The following is a 23,132-nucleotide window of genomic DNA, read 5'->3' as shown; positions in this document are numbered from 1 at the left end:
TTTACCGACCTAATGCCGTGGAATGTGCAGCTAGACTTCGATTATAGCTAAGCGCACTGCTTAAATGCGCGCTTACTATAATTCTCTACTTATTACCTACTAGTTAATAAAATTGGCTGCGTAAACATACTTCTGTGCGTATATGCACGTAAAGTGTTTGTAAATGTTATTCCTATTTATGCTCTTGCGCGATATTGTAGGTGTAATAACATAAAGGAATAAAGACATGTTTAAAAACTCGCCTGCATCTTACGGGCTTATTGCGATTATTTTACATTGGCTAATGGCATTAACTATCTTTGGTTTATTTGGCCTTGGCTTGTACATGGTAGAACTTACCTACTACGATAGTTGGTATAAAGGCTCATTAGACTTGCATAAAAGCATAGGTTTGACTTTAGCTGCGGTGTTTTTGTTTAGAATTTTATGGCGCTCTTTTTCGACTCAACCTAAGCCACTGGGTACTAACAAAACAATGAACCAAATAGCGCACACTGCCCATATTATTATGTACATTATTTTGGCGGTTATTGTTGTAGCTGGCTATTTAATTTCTACCGCAGATGGGCGAGCTATCGAAGTGTTTACGTTATTCAATGTGCCAGCAATAAACTTTACATTTGACGGACAAGCCGATATTGCTGGGGAAGTGCATTATTACGCAGCCTGCACTTTAATTGGTTTTGCTGTACTGCATGCACTAGGTGCATTAAAACACCATTTTATAGATAAAGATAAAACATTAATTCGAATGATTAAACCAATTAACGCTAAAAATAAATAGCTAATCTGAACTCAGATTAGCTATTAATGTTAACGGGTATTTACCAATAAAAGGATGATTACAATGAAAAAACTACTATTAAGTACCGCGGTATCAGGCGCTATGCTGCTATCGGCAAGTGCTGTAAACGCTGCTGATTATGTGATTGATACACAAGGCGCACACGCGTTTGTAAATTTTAAAATAAAGCATTTAGGCTATAGTTGGTTACATGGTCGCTTTAATACCTTTGACGGTACATTTAGTTATGATGCAAAAACACCAAACGCATCACAGATCACGGTAAACATTGATACCACGAGTTTAGATTCTAACCATGCAGAGCGTGATAAGCACTTACGAGGTAAAGATTTTTTAAATGTTAGTAAATACCCAACGGCAACGTTTAAAAGTACCAGCGTAAAGTTTGATGACGACGATTCTGGTGAAGTGACGGGTGAGTTTACTTTGCATGGCGTTACTAAAACCATTACCTTTGAAATAGATAAAGTAGGCGAAGGTAAAGATCCATGGGGTGGTCATCGTGTAGGCTTTGAAGGCGAAACTAGCCTTAAGTTAGCTGATTATGGCATTGACTATAATTTAGGCCCTGCATCAACTCATGTTGATATTGGTTTATCTATTGAAGGTATTCGTCAGTAATATCTGAAGTAAGCACTTCGATAAAAACGCCACATTATGTGGCGTTTTTTGTTTCTGCTATGCGTGTTTTAAGCTTTATTTTTAAATGCGCAGGTAACCAGCGCATTAATATTTGCGTATAAGCTTGGGTTTGTTTAATTATTTTTAGTTGTTCATTTAACAAAGCAATGTGTTTGGCACCTTGCTGGTTTTTAGTGCAACCTATATAGCCATAACTTAACTCAGGTGACTCTAGAAGGGGTCGCTGTGTTAGGTTTTTATCAAAATTCATAGATTTAGCTAAATAGTAGTGCTCGCTTGGGTAACCTAATAACAAATCAATGCGTTTTAAATTAAGCATATAAGTAAGGCTTGCTAAGCTATCTCGGGTAGGTCTAATAATTAAATTTATATCGGGTGTGGTATTAATAAGTGTGTCTATTTCGTTACCGTAAGAGCGGCTCATAGAAATACCTAAAGTTAACTTATCAGCCGTAATTAAAGAGGCTAACGACACCGCTTTATCAGCAGGTAGCTTAAGTGCTCTACTGAGCTTAATATGCATAGCTACTGCAGGAGAAAGGCCAGTAGTAGAGCTTTCATCAGTAAAGTAAATGCGCTCTTCTCTAAAACTATTTTTATACAGTGACAAAGCACACGTATTGGCTGAGGTATTGGAGAGTTCTTGGATAACTCTGCCCGAAGGAATGAGTATTCTATTAAAAGTAATATTGGGGAGTTGTTTTTCGAGTAAAGAAATAATGCTTTCGTCGCGACCTTGGTGTTTGTTTTCTCCATTTAAAATGTAGTAGGGTGCAAAGTCATGCGTTAACCAGTTAATGGTGTTAGCAATAACTGGTGAGCTGAATAAGCTAAGTATAAAAACAACTAAAAATGCGCGGAGCATTACAAAAATTACCTACTATTATTCTATTAACCTTAAGTGTAGCTAATAAAGTGATAAAAAGTAAAATGCCAGCAACAAGGCTGGCATTTAATTTTGATTATTGCGCTAATAAGTAGGCAAATTATAATCAGTGTAGGTTAACTGGCTTTTAGCCATTTAACAAATTGACGCGCATCGCTTGCTTTTTGAAACAATGCATTTTTTAAACCTTGTGTATCACTAAAAATTACACGATGTTTGTTTACTGAAATTGACTGCACTGGATGTGCAATTTGGATCATAGACCCGTTATATTTATAAGACATAATAAAACTCACTTTATTCTTGTTATTTATTCTGCGCTATTTTTTATAGCTATATGCAGTTAATAAATTAACGATGTTGTGTTTAGCTTCATTACAGTGTTGACGATCTTTATGACACTTTTGCGATGATAATAAAATCATCTCGGTATTATTTAAGGTGTTCTCGCCGTACAATAACTTAGCTTTTGAATATACGTTTTGCGGGGCTTACTGGATCAGGGTAAATGGTTAACCGCGGTGGTTTATTTAAACCAGAGAGGGAAGGTAACCCAGTTGTATTTTATATGCAAGCTTTTTGTTATATTATTTATGACAGCCACTATCAATAACTTAAAAGGGAAATGATGCAATACCTAGTTATCAGCGATATTTACGGTAAAACACCTTGTTTACAGCAATTAGCTAAGCACTTTAATGCTGAAAACCAAATAGTTGATCCCTATAATGGAGTTCATCAAGCCCTTGAAAATGAAGAGGAATACTATAAGTTATTTATTAAACACTGTGGCCATGACGAATATGCAGCCAAGCTCGAAGAATATTTTAATAAATTAAGCAAACCCACTATTTGTATTGCATTTAGTGCCGGTGCTAGCGCTGCATGGCGGGCACAAGCGAGTACTACAACTACACATCTTAAAAAAGTAATTGCTTTTTATCCTACGCAAATACGTAATTATTTAAATATAGATGCTATTCATCCATGTGAATTCATTTTCCCTGGGTTTGAACCGCACTTTAATGTAGATGAATTAATAACTAATTTATCGGCCAAAAACAATGTGCGCTGTTTAAAAACACTATACCTGCATGGCTTTATGAATCAGCAGTCACAAAATTTTAGTGAATATGGTTACCAATATTTTTATAAAGTTATAAAAACAGCGAATAGCGAAGCGCATTAAAAATGCCCGGCTGTAAATAATAAGTGCGTATAAAAACCACTAAGATTACTTTTACAGTTTTAATTATTATAAGCTGCGCCAATTCAAAAACTCATTTATTAACAGCTATAAAATGGCAAGTTCTGACTATTCATTACTGTAATAGTCGCTATAAAAAGCAACTGCAGACACGCTTAATTTAACATGCTTTAATCGAGGGTAATGTACTTTTGATGGATGTTAGCTTTGCAGTATCAACATATTAATGTGCCCGAACAGGGGCAAAGCATAAAAATAGCAAAAAATGGCCAATGGCAAATTCCGTTGCAACCTATTATTGCTTACATTGATGGTGATGGAGTAGGCCAAGATGTGATGCCTGTAATGCGAAAAGTGGTTGATAGCGCGATAGCGCATTGTTACCAAGCAAAGCGAAAAATTCATTGGATGCAGGTATACAATGGTGAGCAAGCAGCCAAACTATATGATGGTGATTGGTTTCCACAAGAAACAATAAATGCAGTAAGAGAATGTAAAATAGCGATTAAGGGGCCATTAACGACTCCTTTGGGTGGTGGTTTTCGCTCGCTTAACGTTGCACTTAGACAAGAAATGGATTTATTTGTCAATATGCGCACTATAAAAGGCTTTAGTGCATTGCCATCGCCGTTAAAAAATCCTTATTTAACTAATATCACTGTGTTGCGCGATAGCAGTGAGGATGTTTACTCGGGTATAGAGTGGCAAGCTGGTAGTATTGAAAGCGAAAAAGTACTCGATTTTTTATGCGAAGAAATGGGGGTTACGCGTTTAAGGTTTACCCAAGAATGCGGAATTGGCATTAAAAACATTTCTAAAGAAGGCTCAGAGCGCCTAGTACGTTACGCAATTAATTACGCGCTAAAAAATAACAGCGAATCGCTGACTTTAGTGCACAAAGGTAATGTGCTTAAATTTACTGATGGTGCATTTAAACGCTGGGGCTTTGCACTCGCTAAGCGTGAATACCAAGCCATTGACGATGAAAACGGCCGTTGGTTACATATTCCACGACAAGGGCAGCCACCACTTATAATTAAAGAAGTTATAGCCGATAACATGTTACAGCAGTGTTTAATGCACCCAGAGCAATTTGATGTAGTTGCAACGACTAATCAAAATGGTGACTTTTTAGCAGATATGCTTAGCGCACAAGTAGGTGGAGTAGGCATAATGCCGGCGGCTAATTTAAATAATGAGGTAGCATTTTTTGAACCCACGCACGGTACATTTGCGCGTATTGCTGGGCAAAATAAAGCGAATCCGAGCAGCAGCATTTTAAGTGCGGTATTAATGCTTAAGTTTATGCAGTGGCATGAGGCGGCTAATTTAATAGAAAATGCCTTAGAGCGCACGTTAGCGGCGGGAGAGGTTACGTTTGATTTGCTATCTGAGCCTCATAACTCGATGCCCTTAAGTTGTACAGATTTTGCACTTAGGGTCATCGAGCACTTTTAAACAACACCATTATTAGGCTGCAGATACGTTAACAAGGTTTACGCGATGCGTACATGCACGATTAGTTAACTGCGCAGCACGATGATAAATAGCATGTGCATCTTGGTCGGTATTAAATGTGCCGCTAAGCGTATCCATTAACGCAACTACAATAATGGCTGGAACTTGGCAGCAATGCTCATCCAGAACAGCTTCTGTTGTTTGCGAGTCTACATTGCAATAAAGGTGGTTATTATGCTGATAAGCATTAAGCAATGTTTGCACGTCTAAAACATCATCCGCATTATGTTTAGTTTTACGACAAGTACAGCCAAATTCATCTACTAAAGTGGCAAGTACCTGATAAATATCATCGCTTGGCATCGCCGCTAGTGGTGCTAACTGCTGCTCAATAAATTGATGAAAATGGCTATTAATAAACAATCCGTCTTGTTGGGTGAAGCTTGATGAAGTTTGCATAATTATTACTCTTAGTTAGTTGGCTTAACTTCACTCTAGCGCTAACTCTAGTATTAATAAAATTGTTGTTTTCAATAACTGATATTGATTATATCAATACTGTTAAATTACGACGAATTTTAGTGTGTTTAGCAAGGCTACATTAAGCCTAATTAGCTTACAGTAGCCACAGTTGTTAATTTTACAAACTAGATACAGAGGCTTAACCACACTGGTATAAGTATCTATTATTAGTAAGTTAACAGATAACACTTAACAATAACCTTGTTACACAGGCAATGGTTTAACCACTAACTAACAATAAAGAGACTGCTATGAAAATTTTTGCTCCTGCTATTATTATCACCACATTAATGCTTTCGGCTTGTGGTAATGAGCCACAAGACAACAGCCACACCGACGTAAAAAACACGGCACAAACAGCGGTAATAGTGCATAACTATCAGTGTGAAAGTGGTAATACAATGGCGGTAACTTACCCCTCTACAGACACTGCAACAGTTGACTATTTAGGTACAGAATACGAAATGAAGATTGCTGTGTCGGCTAGTGGTGCGCGCTATATGAATGACAAGTACGAGTTTTGGACTAAAGCATCAGGTACTGGCTCTGAAGGCACGCTGTTTAGCCATATGCAAGATGGTAGCACCGGTGATGCAATTGAAACATGTACAGCGCTATAAGCCTTATTAATACGCATTAAAGCCTAAGTTTAGGCGAATTTAACGAGTAATTTGCAACACCTACTGTGCAAGTTACTCGTTGTAAATTTTATATACCTTTGCACTAGTATTACTACCTGTCGGCAATTGTTTTTGCAAATTCCAGTAGTTCTCTGCGTAACCATTGGTGCGCCGATGCATGATGCAACAATGGGCTCCAGATCATTTTTACCTCAATAGGTACAATTTGAAAAGGTACTGGGCTGATAACCAAGTTAGTATGCGTAGTTAACAGCTTAGCTTGGCGACGTGGTAATGTAGCAATTAACTTATCTGACTGGCACAGTAAACTGGCAATCATATAATGGCGTGTAAAAACGCGTATTTTTCGAGTTTGTTCTAATTGCCACAGTGCTTCGTCTACCCATCCTAACTTTTGCTTACCAGATTTATTAGTAACAGCGGGCTCAGGCCCCCAACCTGCACGATTTACCCAAATATGTTCGCTTTTTAAGTAATCTTCTAGGCTCGACTGTTGTAAAAATTGATTATTGGGGTGCGTTAAACAACAATAGTTATCGCGCCAAACTGTAGCTTGGTGAAACGAGCGTGGTAGGCCATTAAAGCGGTTAATTGCTAAATCTATGGTGCCTTTTTCCATATCTTGCAGATTTACATCACTTGGGCTGAGTATATCAAAGTTTATTCCTGGGTTTTTACTCAACTGCTCAGTTATAAAAGGGGCGATTAACGTCGACTCTAAATAATCGTTTGCCATAATTCTAAACGTTACTTTGGCACTTGTCGGATCGAATAGCTCAGTGGGCTGAGTAATTTCTTCAGCCATTTTAAGTAATAACTCTATTTCGGGCTTTAGTGCCAGCGCTTTTGCTGTGGGCGCCATAGAGCCTGAAGCCCGCACCAAAAGCGGGTCGTCAAATAAGTCACGCAGCCGCTTTAACGCATTACTCATAGCAGGTTGGGTAAGTGCGAGTTTATTAGCCGCTTTAGAAACACTTTTTTCGTCTATTAGTACGTTTAGGTACACAAGCAAGTTGAGATCGACATTTCTTATATTCATTTAATCAATCTTATTTATTTACTGTATTAATTATCTAAATTAAAGCCTGCTTGCTAAGGTGTAAACAACTAAAAAATAATAGCCGTAATAAGCCTAGTAAATATGCCAGATACAATAACGAATAAACTGCAAAATAGTACAGTGCAAGATGTGATTGCGACTAAGTTAGCGCGCGCCGTTTTTGCTGGGTTTGAAGCTATGTTTGCCACCTTTTTAAATATAACCTTAGGCGCACAAAGCCGCTTTGAACAGCGACAATATCACGAGGTACAAAGTGCTATGCGCGAGCGCTTACAAGTGTATGAGCGCCAAGTTAAAAGTGTAAGTGAAGCGGTAAAGGTTATTGCCTACGCGGAGTTAAGCTGTCCACAGACCTGGCAATTAGCTAAAAATATTTATGGCAACATGGTAAAAAATCATGAAAACGAGCCAATAGCGCATACTTTTTTTAATTCTACCTTTGGTGCTATTTGGGACGATAAAAAAATACGTACTGTGCATTTATTTGTATTAAAAGCTAAATATCGTACTCAACCTCGACCATACGACAGCTTAGTTAAACGTATTTCATTGCAACATGGCTTTAATAGCGCAATAAAAACGCTGATCACTAATCAGGTTTTTAGAGTGCCATTTAGTAATTTAAACCAAGATGTTGCCACCCTGCAGGCTACTTTAACGCAAGGTGCTAAGCAACAATGTCGACAAGTTTATGAGTTAATAAACTTAAATGACGGCTATATAGAATATGCATATTCACATTTTTATAGAAACAAAGCCTGTTACTTAATAGGCCGATGCATTGCTAAAAATGGCGATAATATGCCCTTTGCTATTGCCATTTTAAATACCCCCAAGGGGCTTAAAATTGATGCGGTAATGATGGGCGCCGACCAGCTAAGTTTACTATTTGGATTTGCGCGCACGTATTTTATGGTCGATACCGACCAACCAGCGCGTTATGTAGATTACTTAAGTGTACTTATGCCGCATAAACAGCGCTTTGAGCTATTTAATGCGATTGGCTTTATAAAACATGCCAAAACAGAGTTTTATCGTTATAAAGTCGATACCACTAAAAATAGCCCCGCGAGCTTTAAGTATGTGGCTGCGCCAGGTACACCGGGTATGGTAATGCTAGTGTTTACTATTGCTGGCTCAGACCATGTTTATAAAGTAATTAAAGATAAATTTAGCGCACCAAAAACCGCCACTAAAGCGCAAGTAAAAGAAAAATACAACTTTGTAAAACAAGCCGATAGAGTAGGGCGACTGGTAGATACGCATGAGTTTAGGTATTTAGCGTTTGATTTGAGCCGCTTTAGCGAGCAGTTGCTGCAACAAATGAAAGAGCACATTGGGTCCAGTTTAATTATTTCGGGCAAGGCGCTTATTTTAAAACATGTTTATGTTGAGCGAAAAATGACCCCGCTTAATTTATATATAAATGATTGCGACAGCAAAGCACTTGCACAAGTGATGCTAGATTACGGCAGAGCAATTAAAGACTTAGCCGGTGCTAATATTTTCCCTGGGGATATGCTGATGAAAAACTTTGGTGTTACGCGCTGGGGGCGGGTAGTATTTTATGATTATGACGAAATTTGCCCACTTACCGATTGCAACTTTAGAGAAGTGCCGCAAACGCAAAATGCGCTAGAAGAGCTAAGTTCAGACTCGTATTTTGATATAGAGCCAAATGATATTTTTCCGAGTCAATTTAAAGTGTTTTTTAGTGCTAATGAATTGGCATTTAATGCTTTTAATAGTCATCACAGCGATTTATTTAACGCCCAGTTTTGGCAAACGTGCCAACAACAGGTACAACAAGGCTATTTACCCGACGTGTATCCATATAAACAAAGTTGGCGCTTTAAATAAGGTGTTTTGATCCCCATATATAAATTACATTAATTTAGTTATGCAACGTTTAGTAATAGCGTTTAGTTATATAAAGCTTAGGAGTGGCAATGAAATACATTTCTCATGAAGATGGCATACTTGCATTTAGTGAAACCAATAAACCGGTTTTAAAGAGCCATGAAGTACTGGTAAAAGTAGCCGCCATTGGTGTAAATCGCGCCGATTGTATGCAACGCCAAGGTAAGTATCCGGCGCCAAAAGATGACAGCCAAATATTAGGATTAGAGTGCGCAGGCATCGTTTGCGATATTGGTGGTAAAGTTGATAAAATTTGGCTTAATAAACGCGTTTTTGCTTTATGTGCTGGTGGTGCTTACAGTGAATATGTTGCGGTTGATGCCAAACAGCTAATGGAGTTACCAGATGACGTGTCTATGAGAGAGGGCGCTGCAATAAGTGAAGTATATTTAACAGCATTTGGTGCTTTGTTTGAATTAGGTAAATTACAAGCTGGGCAAACGGCGTTAATTCATGCAGGTGCAAGCGGTGTGGGTGGTGCTGCAATTCAAATGGCTAAAAGCGCAGGGGCAACTGTGGTTATAACCGCAGGTTCAGATGAAAAATGTGCACATGCCAAAGCACTGGGCGCCGATCATGCTATAAACTATAAAACCACTGATTTTGTAGAATATATGAAGGCTAATAACCTAACGGCTAACACAATTGTAGATCCTGTTTCGGGTAGTTATTTAAACAAAAATGCGGCTGTTGCGGCTATGGATTGCCAAATTGTAATGCTGGCATTTTTAGATGGTCGTTTTGCTGAAGTTGATTTTGCCCGTTTACTGCAAAAACGTATCTCGTTTCATGCATCAACACTTAGAAACCGTAGTATAGAGTTTAAACGCGCATTAAGAGATGATTTTGTAGCGCGTTTTTATAGCGATATTGCAAGTAAAAGCTACGATTTTAATTTATATAAAGTGCTACCTTGGAGCCAAGCAAGCGAGGCTCATGCTATTTTAGAGCGCAATGAAAACGCCGGTAAAGTAGTGTTAAGTGTAGAATAAACCAGTAGTGTAATGTATAGGCATTGTTTATGTCTCTGGTAGTCAATATAATTTAGTTATAACACACATAATAAGGTTAATAATGAATCCAATTATCGCCACTTTAAAAGATCATAATGTTAGCGACGAGCAAATAGCCGAGCTATTTGAAGCATTAACGCAAAACCCAATGATGGCAATGGCCATGGTGCAACAACTTGGTATACCACCTGAAAAACTACAGCAACTAATGGCAGTAGTGATGACTCAACCGCACTTAATTAAAGAAGCGACAGACGAGTTAGGTTTAGACTTTTCGAAAGTACAAGCCGCAAAAGATAAGTTAAATCAGTAATCCCTCCGTACTTTTAACCAAGGTATAACCTTATACCTTGGTACTTTAGCTCACCTTAAACATGTTTTGTTACATTAGCAATTGAACTGCTATTGATTTTTAGCGTCTTAGTTTTAGTCGATAAAATGGTGGGAATATTGTATGAAAACACTGATTAAGTTTTGGAAAAATAACCGTTCATTAATCATATTTATTGCGTTAATGAGCGTATTTAGAAGTGCAGTTGCCGATTGGTACGAAGTACCTACAGGCTCTATGCGGCCCACCATTGAAGTAGGCGACAGAGTTTTAACAAATAAAATGGCTTACGACTTACGCTTACCCTTTACGCATATACCACTAATGAAGTTAGGCGACCCACAAGCAGGTGATATCATAGTATTTGATTCAAAAAAAGCTGATAACCGCTTAATAAAGCGGGTAATAGGCGTACCTGGCGATACTGTGTCACTTGAGGATAACGAGCTTATTATTAATGGTAAAAAGCTTAACTATGCTAGTTTGCACAGTAATTTAGGTTCACTTGATAAAATTGAAAACTTAAACGGTCATAAACACTCAATAAGAGTAGCCAATAGAGCGTCGCGATTAGCAGGGTTTGATAAAATCACAATCCCGAATAATTACTATTTAGCCATGGGTGATAACCGCGATAACAGTGCCGATTCTCGCGTAATAGGCTTGATCCCGCGTAGCGAAATGTTAGGTAAAGCAGAGCGAGTAATTGTATCGCTTGATTACGATAACTATTATTTACCGCGAACTGATCGATTATTAAAAGCGCTGGAATAAGCGTGTTTGTATTTTAGCAGCTAAATAAAAACCCGGGTTATACCATTGAGTTGTATTGCATAAAGTAATAAAACGAATGTAAATTGATGGTAATTATAGTAGCTTGATATTCCTGCTATTTTTTAACACCTGTTCAGCAGAGTCAATAATATGAGCTTAAAGACTAAAAAATCGCCTATATTACTGTTCGATGGCGTATGCAATTTATGCACAGGCTCGGTACGCTTTGTGATTGAGCATGATCCATATAAAAAATTTCGCTTTGCGTCATTGCAGTCAACTGTAGCAAAAAACTTACTTAAGCAGCAGGGAAGTGAAGCTACAAGTAAGCTGGGTTCTGTGGTGCTTATTGACGATAGTGGCATTTGGTTTAAGTCAACAGCGGCACTTCGTACTGCTGGGCAGTTATCGGGTTTATGGCCGTTGTTGCAAGTGTTACTCATAATACCTCGGCCATTACGAGATTGGGGTTATGATTTTATTGGTGCTAGACGTTATAAGTGGTTTGGGCGTACAAATGCTTGTTGGTTGCCAGCAGCGGACATAAGTGATCGCTTTTTAGATTAAATTTATAAATAGACTTTTAACTTTAATACGCAAATGCTAAGGGGAATTAATCATGATAGTAAGAATATTTGATAAGCTAACCTTTGCTGTTGCGTTAATTATAGCGTTGCAAGTACCGCAACTTACGGATCATTATCAGCAACATTTAGCGGGCTTGTATCAGGCAACAAAATGGCAAGTTGATGGTTATAAAGCCACCGCCCAAATGCATGCATTTCCCAGTGTTAAAGCAATGATTGATAGACACTTACGCAATAGCGAGCCAAGTGTTAAAACTGATGCACAACAAAAGCTGTTAACCCTTGATTTATTTGCAGATTTAGAAGGTGGAATGACTATATTTAAACAGGGTAACTTTTTTGAAAAACTAATTTATATGTTTACTCCCACCCGTTTCGGTATATTAAAAAATACTATTGATAACTTTAAATTAGGCATACCGCTTACTTTTACCGGTATTGCGTTTGGGCTAGTATTTGGTTTTTTATTAAATCAATTAATTATGCTACCTTTTACAATTTACTCAGTTAAAAAAAGGGCAAGTAAAGTTAACACTATCGAGAAACCAGCCCAATAATAGTATAATTATTTAAATCACCTATATAACTAGGCTCACATATTATGAGAACTGATAGCATTTATGCGATATTTATCGGCAATTTCCCTTTGTTTATTTATGGTTATAAGCATGCTTTTTGGCTGCGCTAGTTATCCTAAGGTTCAAGCCGAACCTAGCTATACATTTAGCAAAACGCAAAATACTAGCTTAGCTAAAGGCATAGCATTAGAGGCGAGTAAACACCCTGCGAGCTCAGGGTTCTATCTACTTGGTGATGGCCTTGATGCATTTGCAACTAGGCTGTTATTAATAGAAAAAGCCGAAATGTCTATTGATGTGCAGTATTACTTATTTCATAACGATACTACGGCCAAAATATTCACTCATTACTTACTTCGTGCAGCCGATAGAGGCGTGCGGGTACGCATGTTACTAGATGACTTTGGCCACGAAAGCCAAGACGCTTTATTTAGTGCCTTGGTGCAACACCCTAATGTGTCAGTACGGTTATTTAATCCGTTTTCAAATCGCACTTTACCTTATGTTGATTTTTTAACTAATTTTAAACAGATCAATAGGCGCATGCATAACAAGTCGTTTATTGTTGATAATCAGGCGGCTATTATTGGTGGCCGTAATATTGGAGATACTTATTTTTCTGCCAATATTTACACTAACTTTTCTGATTTAGATGTACTTGGCGTGGGGGAATTTGCCCCGCGTGTGGCCACTGCATTTGATTTATATTGGAATCATTCACTCTCGGTAGCGATTAAATATATAGCGCCTGCATCGAGTGCAGCTAAACTAGAACAAGTACGAAAACAACTCGCTAAAATATATACTAGTGAGCAAAGTAAAGCCTATCTACGGCGTTTAGAGTCACTGGATATTATTGATAATTTGCTACGCGGACAGCTAGCACTTTACTGGGCAAACTCTGAATTAGTATACGATCATCCTGATAAAATAATGAATGAGAGTGATGATAATACCGGTTATATGGCCCCAGCATTAAGTAATTTACTTAATGATGCACACAGTGAAGCATTAATTGTTTCACCTTATTTTATTCCCGGTGATGCAGGCGTTGCAAGCTTAAAACGTTGGATTAATACCGGTGCTAATGTGACCATTTTAACCAATTCGCTCTCGGCCAACGACGTACCCGTTGTGCACGCCGGCTATGCAAACTATCGTGAGTCACTTATAGAGGCGGGCGTTAAATTATGGGAGTTACGCGCTACAGTAAAACCTAAGTATAAGTCTAAGTCTAAGCCTAAAATTAAATCTAAAGATAAAGCAAAACATAAAAAAATCACCGATTTAGCTGGTTCATCAAAAGCGAGCTTACATGCTAAAACAATGATTTTTGATCGTAATACGCTTTTTGTTGGCTCAATGAACTTAGATCCACGTTCAATTAATTTAAATACCGAAATAGGTGTTGTAATTTACAGTGACAAAATGGCAAGCACAGCAGCAGATATATTTTTAGAAGAGTTACCTCGCCATGCATGGCGATTAGATGTCACTAAAACTGAGAATTGGTGGGGTTTTAATCACGACTTACTGTGGTTAGATGAATCAATTACACCCACTAAAGTGGTAAGTAAAAACTCTGAGCCAGAGGCCAGCACCTGGGTACGTTTTCAGGCTTGGTTATTTGGCTACCTGCCTGTAGAACACTTACTTTAATATGTGTTAAATAAGGCGGTAACCCCAATATTAATACTTAATCAGCACTCAGGGTAAGAGGTTTAACAGTTTGAATAATAATAGTATTTAAGGGTGCTTTTTTACAACAAAAGCGCCTCGTATATCGCCCAAATTAAAACCAGTCGCTTTATCGCTTGGATAAAGCTCAGTTAATTTGTTTTTTACTTCAGGCTTTAATTCACTACCATGGCAGGCTAAGCAAGCCTGCCCAGTAGGAATTGCTTTGACTAAATACCAAGCATCGGCTTTTTGTTCTTGATGTTCAATATTTGCTATAGGTTCGCCATTTTCTTTACGCTGCTCAAAATCGAGCAGTATTGAATTTAACCACTCGTTAGCTTGGTTATTAGGATTGCGCACTTTTAATGATGTACGACTAATTTCCCACTCATTCGCACTGTGTTGTAGTGCAATAGCCGGCGCACTAATATTGCATACTGCAATTGCTGCAACAGGCCCGCTCGCTTTCATGGTACTTACTAAAACATTTTTTAAATCAGTTGAAAATGCTTTAACAGTGCTGCGAGCAAAGTATGCATCGTCGCTATTAGCTAATACGCTTGATGAAACAACCAAGCTGGTAAATAATAAAATAGAGCGCATAATACACCTTTATACATTAGAGGATTCTAATGTACAGCTGAGCAATAATTTATTCAAGTTTTTCTATCGCTAATTATCCGGATCTCTGGTTAATTTAAGTACTGTATAAATTATAGCTGCAAAGAGCTTAGCTAAATGGTGATAAACCCAAAATATAAATTACATAAAAGGTAGCTAATAATGACAACTAAAAATGATGACAGTGCTAAATATGCATTATCGCAGCAAAGTAAACCGCTTGATGATCCGCTAGAAGCAATTAAAAGCATGCGTTTAGAGCAGTTGGCCGTATGTAAGCTAAAAGCAGAAAAAGAGATGCAAACTATGAAAGCAGAATCTACCCCTGACAAAAATAAACAATAACGTAAAACAGCTTACTGGATTTGTTTTATGAATAAACACATTACGCTTTCGTTTTTAGCTTGGTTAGCGGCTCTTTTTGTGGGAGCTGCAGGTATATATGGTTTATGGCCTTCACCACAGAGTAAAGTGCTTTTAGCTATTGAAATAATAACCTTAATTATTCTGTTATTTAATAGCGCCAGTATTACCTGCTGGGTATATAAACACACTAAAAACAAACAACAACGTTATATTGCCTTATTATGCATAGCCTCCTTAGTGCTATGCATTTGTGGAGACGTGGTAAATTTTAATTTAAATAATCAATATTACCGTTATAACGAGGTAATTAAGCACGACTATTTAGCTGACTCTGTATGGTTTTTTGTACCCGGATACAGCTTACTCTTTATTGCTGTGTTGTTGGCGAGCCGTAGTTTAGTTATGTATCCATTATATTATGTGGCTGCTTATTTAGGGGGCACGCTATTAATATCGCTGCTTTGTTTTTATTTTATGCATATTCCAGAGGCAGGTTATTATGTACTGCTATTAACCGGGCTTCATAGTTTTGTTATAACCAGTGTGGGATTAATGAGTTTAGTGCTGCTTAATACATATCGCGGGTTAAACGCACCTTTGGGAGTATGGCTGGTTAGTTTAGGGTTAGTATTAGCGGCAATTGCCGATGCATTAATTGGTTTATATTGGATTTATGGGAATAGCGGTGAAGGGTACTTTCCACAAATTAGGTATATAAATTGGATAATTTATATTAGCTCGCAATGCTTAGTTATTCATTTAGCTAAAATAAATATAACCTACAAGCTGGGTTAATAAAAAAGCCGCTAATAAATTCAGCGGCTTTTTACATTAACAAAAATATTAACGCAAATATAAATTTATAAGCAAAGCTTACATTACACGCATGCCAGGCTCTGAGCCGTCGTCCGGGTTAAGAATGTAAATCTCTTTACCGCCAGGCCCTGCAGCTAATACCATGCCTTCTGACATACCAAAACGCATTTTTCGTGGTTTAAGGTTAGCAACCATAACAGTAAGCTTACCTTCAATATCCTCTGGAGCGTAAGCCGATTTGATACCCGCAAATACTTGGCGCGTTTCGCCGCCTAAATCAAGTGTTAGCTTAAGTAGTTTATCGGCGCCTTCTACGTGCTCAGCTTTAGCAATTTTTGCTACGCGTAAGTCTACTTTTGCAAAGTCGTCAAATTCAATTTCATCACAAATTGGCTCTTTAGCCAGTGGGCTATTAGGGTCAATGGTCACTTTTGATTCTAAGCTTTCTTTTGACTCCTCAACCATTTTATTTACTTTGTCCATTTCTACACGTTGCATTAACGGTTTAAATTTATTGATTGGGTGGCTTACTAATGCATTTTGCACGCCGTCCCATGCAAGGTCGTCATTTAAGAATGCTTCTACGTTATCAGCCATTTCAGGCAGTACAGGCTTTAAGTAGGTAATTAACACGCGGAATAAGTTAAGCCCTAATGAGCAAACTTCGTGCGCTTCTTGTTGTTTAGTTTCGTCTTTAATGAGTACCCAAGGTGCTGCGGCATCTATAAATTGGTTTGCTTTATCGGCAAGCGCCATTATTTCACGAATTGCACGGCTAAACTCACGGTTTTCGTAATGGGCTGTAATGCTTGGTGCAGCTGCTTGAAATTCTTTAAGCAACTGGGGTTGCATAACGGTTGCGCTTAGCTTGCCATCAAACTTTTTAGTAATAAAGCCCGCACAACGGCTTGCTATATTTACTACTTTACCTACTAGGTCTGAGTTTACGCGTTGCGCAAAGTCCTCTAGGTTTAAATCAAGATCAACAATGCCGCCGCTTAATTTTGCCGCGTAATAGTAACGTAAATATTCTGGGTTTAAATTATCTAAATAAGTACGTGCTTTAATAAACGTGCCTTTCGATTTAGACATTTTTTCGCCATTTACGGTAACAAAACCGTGGGCAAATACGTTAGTTGGCTTTCTAAAGTTAGCGCCTTCTAACATTGCTGGCCAAAATAAACTATGAAAATAAATAATGTCTTTACCAATAAAGTGGTAAAGCTCAGCGTCTGAATCTGCAGCCCAAAAAGCATCAAAGTCGATACCTTTTTTATCACACAGGTTTTTAAAGCTGGCCATATAACCAATAGGCGCATCTAACCAAACGTAGAAGTATTTACCTGGTGCGTTTGGTATTTCAAAACCAAAGTAAGGCGCATCACGGCTAATATCCCACTGTTGCAGGCCATCAGTAAACCATTCATCAAGCTTGTTAGCCATTTCTTGCTGAATAGTACCCGAGTGTAACCACTCTTTTAACATGCCTTCAAATGCTGGCAGATCAAAAAAGTAATGCTCAGAGTCTTTTAAAATAGGCTCAGCACCAGACATAACCGAGCGCGGGTTAATTAAATCTGTAGGACTATATGTTGCACCACATGAGTCGCAGTTGTCGCCATTTTGATTTTCAGACTTACAGGTTGGGCACGTACCGGTTACAAAGCGATCGGGTAAAAATATGCCTTTTTCTGGGTCGAATAACTGCGAAATAGTGTGCCTTTTAATATGCCCTGCATCGTTTAGGCGATTATAAATAAGCTCACTCAGCTCTTTGTTTTCTTGGCTGTGGGTACTGTGATAATTATCAAACTTAATATTAAAGTCGGCAAAGTCGCGTTGACGCTCAATACTTACTTTTTCTACCGCTTCTTCAGGCGTGATCCCTTGCTTTTGCGCGTTAAGCATAATAGGCGTGCCATGGGCATCGTCGGCGCAAACATAATAGGCTTCGTGGCCTTGTAGTTTTTGAAAACGTGACCAAATATCAGTTTGAATATATTCCAATAAATGACCTAAGTGAGTAGGGCCATTTGCATAAGGTAATGCGCTGGTAATCAGGATCTTTCGCTGTGCCATAATCATTCCGAATTGACGGTTCCTATTAAGGAACGGATGAAAATCATTAATTTATTTACAAGCTAAGCGCTAACAACGCAACAGCTTGTGGATTTGTATTAATTGACTGGTGTTAATGCCCTGAATGTTACATAATTCCGAGGCACTTTTCATCAAAGAAACGTTATTTAATTACTATGTTTGGACTGTCGAAACTATTCTCTTCTAAATCGGTGCAAAAACAACCGATCTTTGCTGCTTTAGCCGCGTATCGTAGTGCCGCTTTTGCTGTGGGTATTGATGAAAGCTTCATTAAGAATATCACCCAAAACGACGATAAATCGCTCACTATTACTTTAATTTTGCCATTTGCTGCACAGTCGGAAATGCCAATGGTGGCAGAGCATGTTACTAACGCTCTCAAGGTGGCAGTAACTGTGTCGGCCACGGTAGAGCTTAAAGAGCCTGCAAAATTTAAAACAATTAAACATATTGTGCTTATTGCTTCAGGTAAAGGCGGGGTGGGTAAATCGACTACTGCTGTTAATTTAGCAGGCGCGCTGCACAGCGAAGGCGCAAAAGTTGGTATTTTAGATGCCGACATTTATGGCCCGTCAATCCCTATGCTTTTAGGCTTGGTAGGCGCAGAGCCCATCACTAAAGATAACAAACAGTTACAGCCTTTTGATGCAAACGGTATTAAAGCACAATCAATCGGCTTTTTAGTACCCAGCGATGACGCCACTGTATGGCGCGGGCCTATGGCATCGGGGGCGCTTAGCCAGCTACTAAATGAAACTGATTGGGGCGAGCTTGACTACCTTATTGTTGATATGCCACCAGGTACGGGTGACATTCAACTTACTATGAGCCAAAAAGTACCGGCAAGTGGCACAGTAATTGTTACCACACCCCAAGATTTAGCCTTAGCCGATGCGCAAAAAGGCATCGCCATGTTTAATAAAGTAAACGTGCCAGTGCTGGGCTTAATTGAAAATATGAGCCATTACATTTGCAGCCACTGCGGCGAGGCAAACCACGTATTTGGTAAAGATGGCGCACAAAAACTAGCACACAAGCACGGCGTTCCTGTGCTATCACATATTCCGCTTGCAATAGATATTCGAGAATACTCTGAGCAGGGCAAACTTATTGCTTGCGATAACACTGCAGCAATAAGCAAAACTTACAGCGCAGCAGCGCGGCTTATAGCCAGCACGCTTTACTATCAACAGCATCACAACTCGGTAGAGATTGTGATTACGGATGATTAATACACCATGAGACTTTCAGATACACATATTAAAGAATACCTAAACGATGGCCGTATTGTTATTGAGCCTGCACCCACAGATGAGATGATTTCGGGTGTTACTGCCGACTTACGCTTAGGTAATAAATTTAGAACTTTTCATGCACATACAGCAGCATATGTAGATTTAAGTGGCCCTAAAGATCAGCTCAATAAAGCCATGGAGTCAATCATGAGCGACGAAATTGTGCTAGATGAAGGCGAAGCATTTTTTTTACACCCAGGCGAGCTTGCACTGGCTATTACCTATGAAAAAGTAACACTGCCAGCAGACATTGTAGGCTGGCTAGATGGACGTTCATCGCTGGCACGATTAGGTTTAATGGTGCATGTAACCGCGCATCGAATTGATCCCGGTTGGAGTGGTAATATTGTTTTAGAGTTTTATAACTCAGGTAAACTCCCTTTAGCACTAAGACCTATGATGAAAATTGGTGCTATGAGTTTTGAAACACTTACAGGCCCTTGTGCTAATCCTTACAATACGCGTAAAGATGCTAAGTACAAAGATCAAAACAGTGCCGTAGCAAGTCGTATTAGCGATGACAGGTAATGATTAAATAAAGCACTTTACTCATCTAACTTATGAAGCGCATAACCCAGTAATTCAAAATATTGGTTAAGCGCTTTATTTGCAGCGTTAATGTGCTCATCATCTGGGTATATTAAATCACTACTTTTTAGCCCACTGACTAAAAAGCTATTTTTTATATGCGGGTGGCTGGCTATACAGGCTTCAAAGCAACGCGCTGCTAGCTCCTCGGGCATACTCATGTAATTCATATTTTTTGCTTTATCGTATTCAATGCACGTTTGTACAAATCGGTTTGCAGTAATGCCCTGTGCATCTAAAAACACGTTTTTGTAAAAGTCATTAAGCGTATTATTGAGCGGATGCGATAAATTAGGCGTGTTTGATAACCACAGTTTAGACGCAAAACCAAAGCGGGGTTTTGCTGCAAATAAATGCTCACTTATATGATGATCAAAAGCATGAAACCATTCATGGGCGAGCGCACCACCGCCGGCATTTTTTGCAAGTGCAAGCGTTTGGCTAGCTGCATTATAATGCGCTTGTACATACTTTTGTCCGCCAGCACCAAACGCAAAATTGAGTTTACCGCGCAGGCCAATTGCTTTAGGTGGTAAGTGCAGTATTTGTGCTAAGTCGGCAAGTGCATCATAAATTAAATTAGCACTAATGTAGCGCTCTTCTTTGTTTACCCATTTACCTATCACCATAGATCTAAAACCGAAAGTGTCTCTTATATCGCTAAAATCAACTTGATCGTCAAAACGATAATCGGGACCTTGACGGCTAAAGCCGCGTTTTAATCTATTTTGATAGTTACGCATCGCTAATATCATTTATAAAAACTAATCATAAATTATAAGTAACGTGCTTTTACGTGAGCAGGCATGTGATGGGTTTGTTTTTGTATTAATTCATCAAGTAAATTATAAAGTGGGGCAGGGTTTAACTGTTCAATAAGCTGTAAGCTATGTGCAACGGCCTCAAGCGTTGACAAGCTATCTGCGCGGGGAGCTTTACGTATTGTGTAACGATTTTTAGGTAAATTAGCAAAGCTTACAGTTTGAAACCGTTGCAGTAGCGAGCTTAGCTGTAAAATTTTATAGGCTTTTTTCCATGTACCATCAATAACAATTAAATGCGTAATAGGCAGTAGTGTGTTTAGCGCGTCGTTATTATCTAAATTTATAGCCTGCTCATTAGGGTAAAGTAAAACGGTTGAGCTGGCAGGTAGGGCATGAAGCTGCGCAAAGTCGTTATTACTTTCGCCTTTGATTATTTGGCAATCAGCTAGGCATAAATTTAATAGTTTAGCCGTGTTTTTTGTTACTTTTTCTTCACTAGGGTGCTGTAAAATAATTACTTTTACTTTATTGTTAATAGAGGTTACAGCACTGCAAATACAAGTATTAAGTGCGAACAAACAAAAATTACACAGTGGGCGAGCCATTTAAACTACTTTTGGTGAAGGTACATTATGAGTAATTATACATTTATAAGGTAATTAAGTTGGATTTTTTTACGCTTAGCTATAGAGTGTTATAGATTAAGGTTAATTAAGTATAGATTGTTTTTAAGGGTTAAAATATGACAGAAGTAAGTATTAACGAAGCAGCATTAGAGAGTATGGAATCGTTATTAGGTGAGCAATTTGCAGCTACTCTCGACTTTTGTTGTGTGGAATTTGAGCGCTTAGGCTCAGAAGTGTTGGCCACAATTGGGCAAGATAAAGAAGCGTCGGTGCGCCACGCTCATAGTTTAAAGTCGAATGCGGCTCAATTTGGTGCCGATAGCTTGGCCGCGGTAGCGGGTGAAATTGAACAAAGTTTAAATAACGATAACTTAGCTCAAGCCACTGCTGCATCAGCGCAGTTAATGACGCAAGTGGCGCAATCTCAAACGCTATTAAATAACTGGTTGGCATCACGTTAAGCAGATAAGTAAAGGCGTAGGTTTAGGCATTAAACATGAATTTATTTCAGTATTAAGTTACTAAATTGACTAGTGTTTTACGTCTTTACTAAGTTATTCTAAGGGTTATTCGTGCCCTTTAGAGGTAGTAATGTCAGAAATTAAAATGAGTCATAAATTAGACGGTGTCTGTTATGACATTCGCGGCCCTGTTTTAGTCCAAGCTAAAAAAATGGAAGACGAAGGCCAAAAAGTTTTAAAGCTAAACATTGGTAATCCGGCTGCGTTTGGCTTTGATATGCCAGAAGATATGCACCGCGATATTATTCGCAATTTATATTCAGCCCAAGGTTATTGTGATTCTAAAGGGCTTTATTCGGCGCGGGTGGCTATTTATCAGCATTATCAACAACGCGGTTTATATAATTTAGATGTAGATAACATTTATATTGGCAATGGCGTTAGCGAACTGATTCAAATGGTTACGCAGGCATTGTTAAATAATGACGATGAAGTGCTGATCCCCGCTCCCGATTACCCTCTGTGGACCGCTGCAGTTAAGCTCTCTGGTGGCAATCCGGTGCATTATTTATGTGATGAAGAGCAAGATTGGTTTCCGGATATTGCTGATATAAAAAGTAAAATCACCTCTAAAACCAAAGCATTAGTATTGATCAATCCAAATAACCCGACAGGGGCTGTGTATAGCGATGATTTACTGCAGCAGTTAATTGACATAGCGCGTGAGCACAAGTTACTACTGTTAAGTGATGAAATTTACGAAAAGATTTTATACGACGGCATTACGCATAGCTCAATTGGTGCACTGTGCGACGATGTACCTATTATTACCTTTAACGGTTTAGCAAAAACGTACCGTGCTGCTGGCCTAAGAATGGGCTGGATGGTGTTAAGTGGGCGTACGTCGGTTATGAGTGACTTACGCAAAGGCCTAGAAATTTTATCATCTATGCGTTTGTGCGCTAACGTACCTGCTCAATATGCCATTCAACAAGCATTGGGCGGAGTACAATCAATCGACAACCTAATTAATCCAGGCGGGCGTTTGTATGTACAGCGTGATATAGCGTGGCGCGGGCTCAATGCAATAGAGGGTATTAGCTGCGTAAAACCAAAAGGTGCCTTATATGCTTTTGCTAAAGTAGATACCGCGCGCTTTAATATTAAAAGCGATGAGCAAATGATGTTTGATTTACTCAAAGCTGAAAAAATATTACTGGTGCATGGGCGTGCATTTAACTGGCCTGAGCCTGATCATTTTAGATTGGTGTTTTTACCCAACAAAGATGATTTAACGGATGCGATGACTAAAATGCAGCGCTTTTTTAAAGATTACCGACAAGCCTAACTTTTAAAACACACAAAAAACGAGCCAATTTAGGCTCGTTTTT

Annotated in this window: 26 protein-coding genes; 18 read left to right on the top strand and 8 right to left on the bottom strand. The window is 38.7% G+C overall.

The window, feature by feature from the left end:
* Positions 1 to 226 precede the first annotated feature (226 nt).
* Together AAEY55_RS11975 and AAEY55_RS11970 are read left to right on the top strand one after the other, a co-directional pair.
* On the top strand, positions 227 to 784 hold the full coding sequence (locus tag AAEY55_RS11975) for a cytochrome b (protein ID WP_197108046.1): 558 nt from the start codon (positions 227 to 229) through the stop codon (positions 782 to 784).
* A 63-nt stretch (positions 785 to 847) separates the two neighbouring features.
* Entirely contained in the window at positions 848 to 1,426 is a 579-nt protein-coding gene (locus AAEY55_RS11970) for a YceI family protein (protein WP_011327980.1), read from the top strand.
* Positions 1,427 to 1,460: 34 nt separating this feature from the next.
* On the opposite strand, the gene AAEY55_RS11965 is transcribed toward AAEY55_RS11970, so the two are convergent.
* Positions 1,461 to 2,312 carry a transporter substrate-binding domain-containing protein gene (locus AAEY55_RS11965; protein ID WP_089368174.1) on the bottom strand — a complete coding sequence of 284 codons (852 nt, stop codon included), beginning with the start codon at positions 2,310 to 2,312 and terminating at the stop codon, positions 1,461 to 1,463.
* A gap of 137 nt (positions 2,313 to 2,449) precedes the next feature.
* The gene (locus AAEY55_RS11960; RefSeq protein ID WP_007375427.1) at positions 2,450 to 2,617 is read right to left on the bottom strand and encodes a hypothetical protein; all 168 of its coding nucleotides are present in this window, start codon (positions 2,615 to 2,617) and stop codon (positions 2,450 to 2,452) included.
* 341 nt (positions 2,618 to 2,958) lie between these two features.
* On the opposite strand from AAEY55_RS11960, the gene AAEY55_RS11955 reads away from it, so the two are divergent.
* Entirely contained in the window at positions 2,959 to 3,522 is a 564-nt protein-coding gene (locus tag AAEY55_RS11955) for a hypothetical protein (protein WP_231613459.1), read from the top strand.
* A gap of 225 nt (positions 3,523 to 3,747) precedes the next feature.
* Entirely contained in the window at positions 3,748 to 4,998 is a 1,251-nt protein-coding gene (gene icd, locus AAEY55_RS11950) for an NADP-dependent isocitrate dehydrogenase (RefSeq protein ID WP_350551420.1), read from the top strand.
* Positions 4,999 to 5,010: 12 nt separating this feature from the next.
* Here icd and AAEY55_RS11945 read toward each other — a convergent pair whose 3' ends face one another.
* Positions 5,011 to 5,457 (bottom strand): hypothetical protein, encoded by a 447-nt coding sequence (locus AAEY55_RS11945; protein WP_350551417.1) that lies wholly within the window; start codon positions 5,455 to 5,457, stop codon positions 5,011 to 5,013.
* 314 nt (positions 5,458 to 5,771) lie between these two features.
* Between AAEY55_RS11945 and AAEY55_RS11940 the strand changes: the two genes are divergently transcribed.
* Complete coding sequence (locus AAEY55_RS11940; protein ID WP_011327986.1) at positions 5,772 to 6,140, top strand: MliC family protein; 369 nt, start codon at positions 5,772 to 5,774, stop codon at positions 6,138 to 6,140.
* Between the two features lie 112 nt (positions 6,141 to 6,252).
* Here the strand turns inward: AAEY55_RS11940 and AAEY55_RS11935 are convergent, their stop codons facing one another.
* Positions 6,253 to 7,200, bottom strand: a complete 948-nt coding sequence (locus AAEY55_RS11935; protein WP_011327987.1) for a LysR family transcriptional regulator — start codon at positions 7,198 to 7,200, stop codon at positions 6,253 to 6,255.
* Between the two features lie 102 nt (positions 7,201 to 7,302).
* Here AAEY55_RS11935 and aceK point away from each other — a divergent pair, with 102 nt between their 5' ends.
* The 7 genes from aceK to AAEY55_RS11900 all read left to right on the top strand — a co-directional run bounded on the left by aceK (position 7,303) and on the right by AAEY55_RS11900 (position 14,083).
* Positions 7,303 to 9,081 (top strand): bifunctional isocitrate dehydrogenase kinase/phosphatase, encoded by a 1,779-nt coding sequence (gene aceK, locus AAEY55_RS11930; RefSeq protein ID WP_011327988.1) that lies wholly within the window; start codon positions 7,303 to 7,305, stop codon positions 9,079 to 9,081.
* A gap of 89 nt (positions 9,082 to 9,170) precedes the next feature.
* A complete protein-coding gene (locus tag AAEY55_RS11925) occupies positions 9,171 to 10,133 on the top strand; it encodes a zinc-binding dehydrogenase (protein ID WP_086995580.1) in 963 nt (320 codons plus the stop codon).
* A gap of 82 nt (positions 10,134 to 10,215) precedes the next feature.
* Positions 10,216 to 10,467 (top strand): DUF2999 domain-containing protein, encoded by a 252-nt coding sequence (locus tag AAEY55_RS11920; RefSeq protein WP_011327990.1) that lies wholly within the window; start codon positions 10,216 to 10,218, stop codon positions 10,465 to 10,467.
* A 141-nt stretch (positions 10,468 to 10,608) separates the two neighbouring features.
* Positions 10,609 to 11,259, top strand: coding sequence for a signal peptidase I (gene lepB / locus AAEY55_RS11915; RefSeq protein ID WP_338410889.1), 651 nt, complete (start codon positions 10,609 to 10,611; stop codon positions 11,257 to 11,259).
* 150 nt (positions 11,260 to 11,409) lie between these two features.
* Positions 11,410 to 11,826 carry a DCC1-like thiol-disulfide oxidoreductase family protein gene (locus AAEY55_RS11910; RefSeq protein WP_338410888.1) on the top strand — a complete coding sequence of 139 codons (417 nt, stop codon included), beginning with the start codon at positions 11,410 to 11,412 and terminating at the stop codon, positions 11,824 to 11,826.
* 52 nt (positions 11,827 to 11,878) lie between these two features.
* Positions 11,879 to 12,403, top strand: coding sequence for a DUF2937 family protein (locus tag AAEY55_RS11905; protein ID WP_011327993.1), 525 nt, complete (start codon positions 11,879 to 11,881; stop codon positions 12,401 to 12,403).
* 111 nt (positions 12,404 to 12,514) lie between these two features.
* Positions 12,515 to 14,083 (top strand): phospholipase D family protein, encoded by a 1,569-nt coding sequence (locus tag AAEY55_RS11900; RefSeq protein WP_350551412.1) that lies wholly within the window; start codon positions 12,515 to 12,517, stop codon positions 14,081 to 14,083.
* Positions 14,084 to 14,170: 87 nt separating this feature from the next.
* On the opposite strand, the gene AAEY55_RS11895 is transcribed toward AAEY55_RS11900, so the two are convergent.
* Positions 14,171 to 14,707 (bottom strand): DUF3365 domain-containing protein, encoded by a 537-nt coding sequence (locus AAEY55_RS11895; protein ID WP_338411399.1) that lies wholly within the window; start codon positions 14,705 to 14,707, stop codon positions 14,171 to 14,173.
* A gap of 180 nt (positions 14,708 to 14,887) precedes the next feature.
* Here AAEY55_RS11895 and AAEY55_RS11890 point away from each other — a divergent pair, with 180 nt between their 5' ends.
* Together AAEY55_RS11890 and AAEY55_RS11885 are read left to right on the top strand one after the other, a co-directional pair.
* Complete coding sequence (locus AAEY55_RS11890) at positions 14,888 to 15,070, top strand: hypothetical protein (protein ID WP_011327996.1); 183 nt, start codon at positions 14,888 to 14,890, stop codon at positions 15,068 to 15,070.
* A gap of 27 nt (positions 15,071 to 15,097) precedes the next feature.
* On the top strand, positions 15,098 to 15,886 hold the full coding sequence (locus tag AAEY55_RS11885; RefSeq protein ID WP_182677097.1) for a hypothetical protein: 789 nt from the start codon (positions 15,098 to 15,100) through the stop codon (positions 15,884 to 15,886).
* 78 nt (positions 15,887 to 15,964) lie between these two features.
* On the opposite strand, the gene metG is transcribed toward AAEY55_RS11885, so the two are convergent.
* Positions 15,965 to 17,986, bottom strand: coding sequence for a methionine--tRNA ligase (metG, locus tag AAEY55_RS11880; RefSeq protein WP_011327998.1), 2,022 nt, complete (start codon positions 17,984 to 17,986; stop codon positions 15,965 to 15,967).
* Positions 17,987 to 18,162: 176 nt separating this feature from the next.
* Here metG and apbC point away from each other — a divergent pair, with 176 nt between their 5' ends.
* Together apbC and dcd are read left to right on the top strand one after the other, a co-directional pair.
* Positions 18,163 to 19,239, top strand: coding sequence for an iron-sulfur cluster carrier protein ApbC (apbC, locus tag AAEY55_RS11875; RefSeq protein ID WP_089368183.1), 1,077 nt, complete (start codon positions 18,163 to 18,165; stop codon positions 19,237 to 19,239).
* 6 nt (positions 19,240 to 19,245) lie between these two features.
* Complete coding sequence (dcd, locus tag AAEY55_RS11870; protein WP_011328000.1) at positions 19,246 to 19,830, top strand: dCTP deaminase; 585 nt, start codon at positions 19,246 to 19,248, stop codon at positions 19,828 to 19,830.
* A gap of 17 nt (positions 19,831 to 19,847) precedes the next feature.
* Here dcd and AAEY55_RS11865 read toward each other — a convergent pair whose 3' ends face one another.
* Together AAEY55_RS11865 and AAEY55_RS11860 are read right to left on the bottom strand one after the other, a co-directional pair.
* Positions 19,848 to 20,633, bottom strand: a complete 786-nt coding sequence (locus AAEY55_RS11865) for a CLCA_X family protein (protein ID WP_338411401.1) — start codon at positions 20,631 to 20,633, stop codon at positions 19,848 to 19,850.
* A gap of 32 nt (positions 20,634 to 20,665) precedes the next feature.
* Complete coding sequence (locus AAEY55_RS11860; protein WP_338411402.1) at positions 20,666 to 21,259, bottom strand: tRNA-uridine aminocarboxypropyltransferase; 594 nt, start codon at positions 21,257 to 21,259, stop codon at positions 20,666 to 20,668.
* A 137-nt stretch (positions 21,260 to 21,396) separates the two neighbouring features.
* Between AAEY55_RS11860 and AAEY55_RS11855 the strand changes: the two genes are divergently transcribed.
* Both AAEY55_RS11855 and AAEY55_RS11850 read left to right on the top strand, forming a co-directional pair.
* The gene (locus AAEY55_RS11855; RefSeq protein ID WP_011328003.1) at positions 21,397 to 21,741 is read left to right on the top strand and encodes an Hpt domain-containing protein; all 345 of its coding nucleotides are present in this window, start codon (positions 21,397 to 21,399) and stop codon (positions 21,739 to 21,741) included.
* 130 nt (positions 21,742 to 21,871) lie between these two features.
* On the top strand, positions 21,872 to 23,089 hold the full coding sequence (locus tag AAEY55_RS11850) for a pyridoxal phosphate-dependent aminotransferase (RefSeq protein WP_011328004.1): 1,218 nt from the start codon (positions 21,872 to 21,874) through the stop codon (positions 23,087 to 23,089).
* Positions 23,090 to 23,132 lie beyond the last annotated feature (43 nt).

It is taken from the genome of Pseudoalteromonas sp. 120-MNA-CIBAN-0494 (assembly GCF_040308885.1).
In the GTDB taxonomy this organism is placed as follows: Bacteria; Pseudomonadota; Gammaproteobacteria; order Enterobacterales; family Alteromonadaceae; genus Pseudoalteromonas; species Pseudoalteromonas nigrifaciens.
Note: the sequence above shows the minus strand (reverse complement) of the source record. Positions and strands in the feature narration are given on the sequence as shown.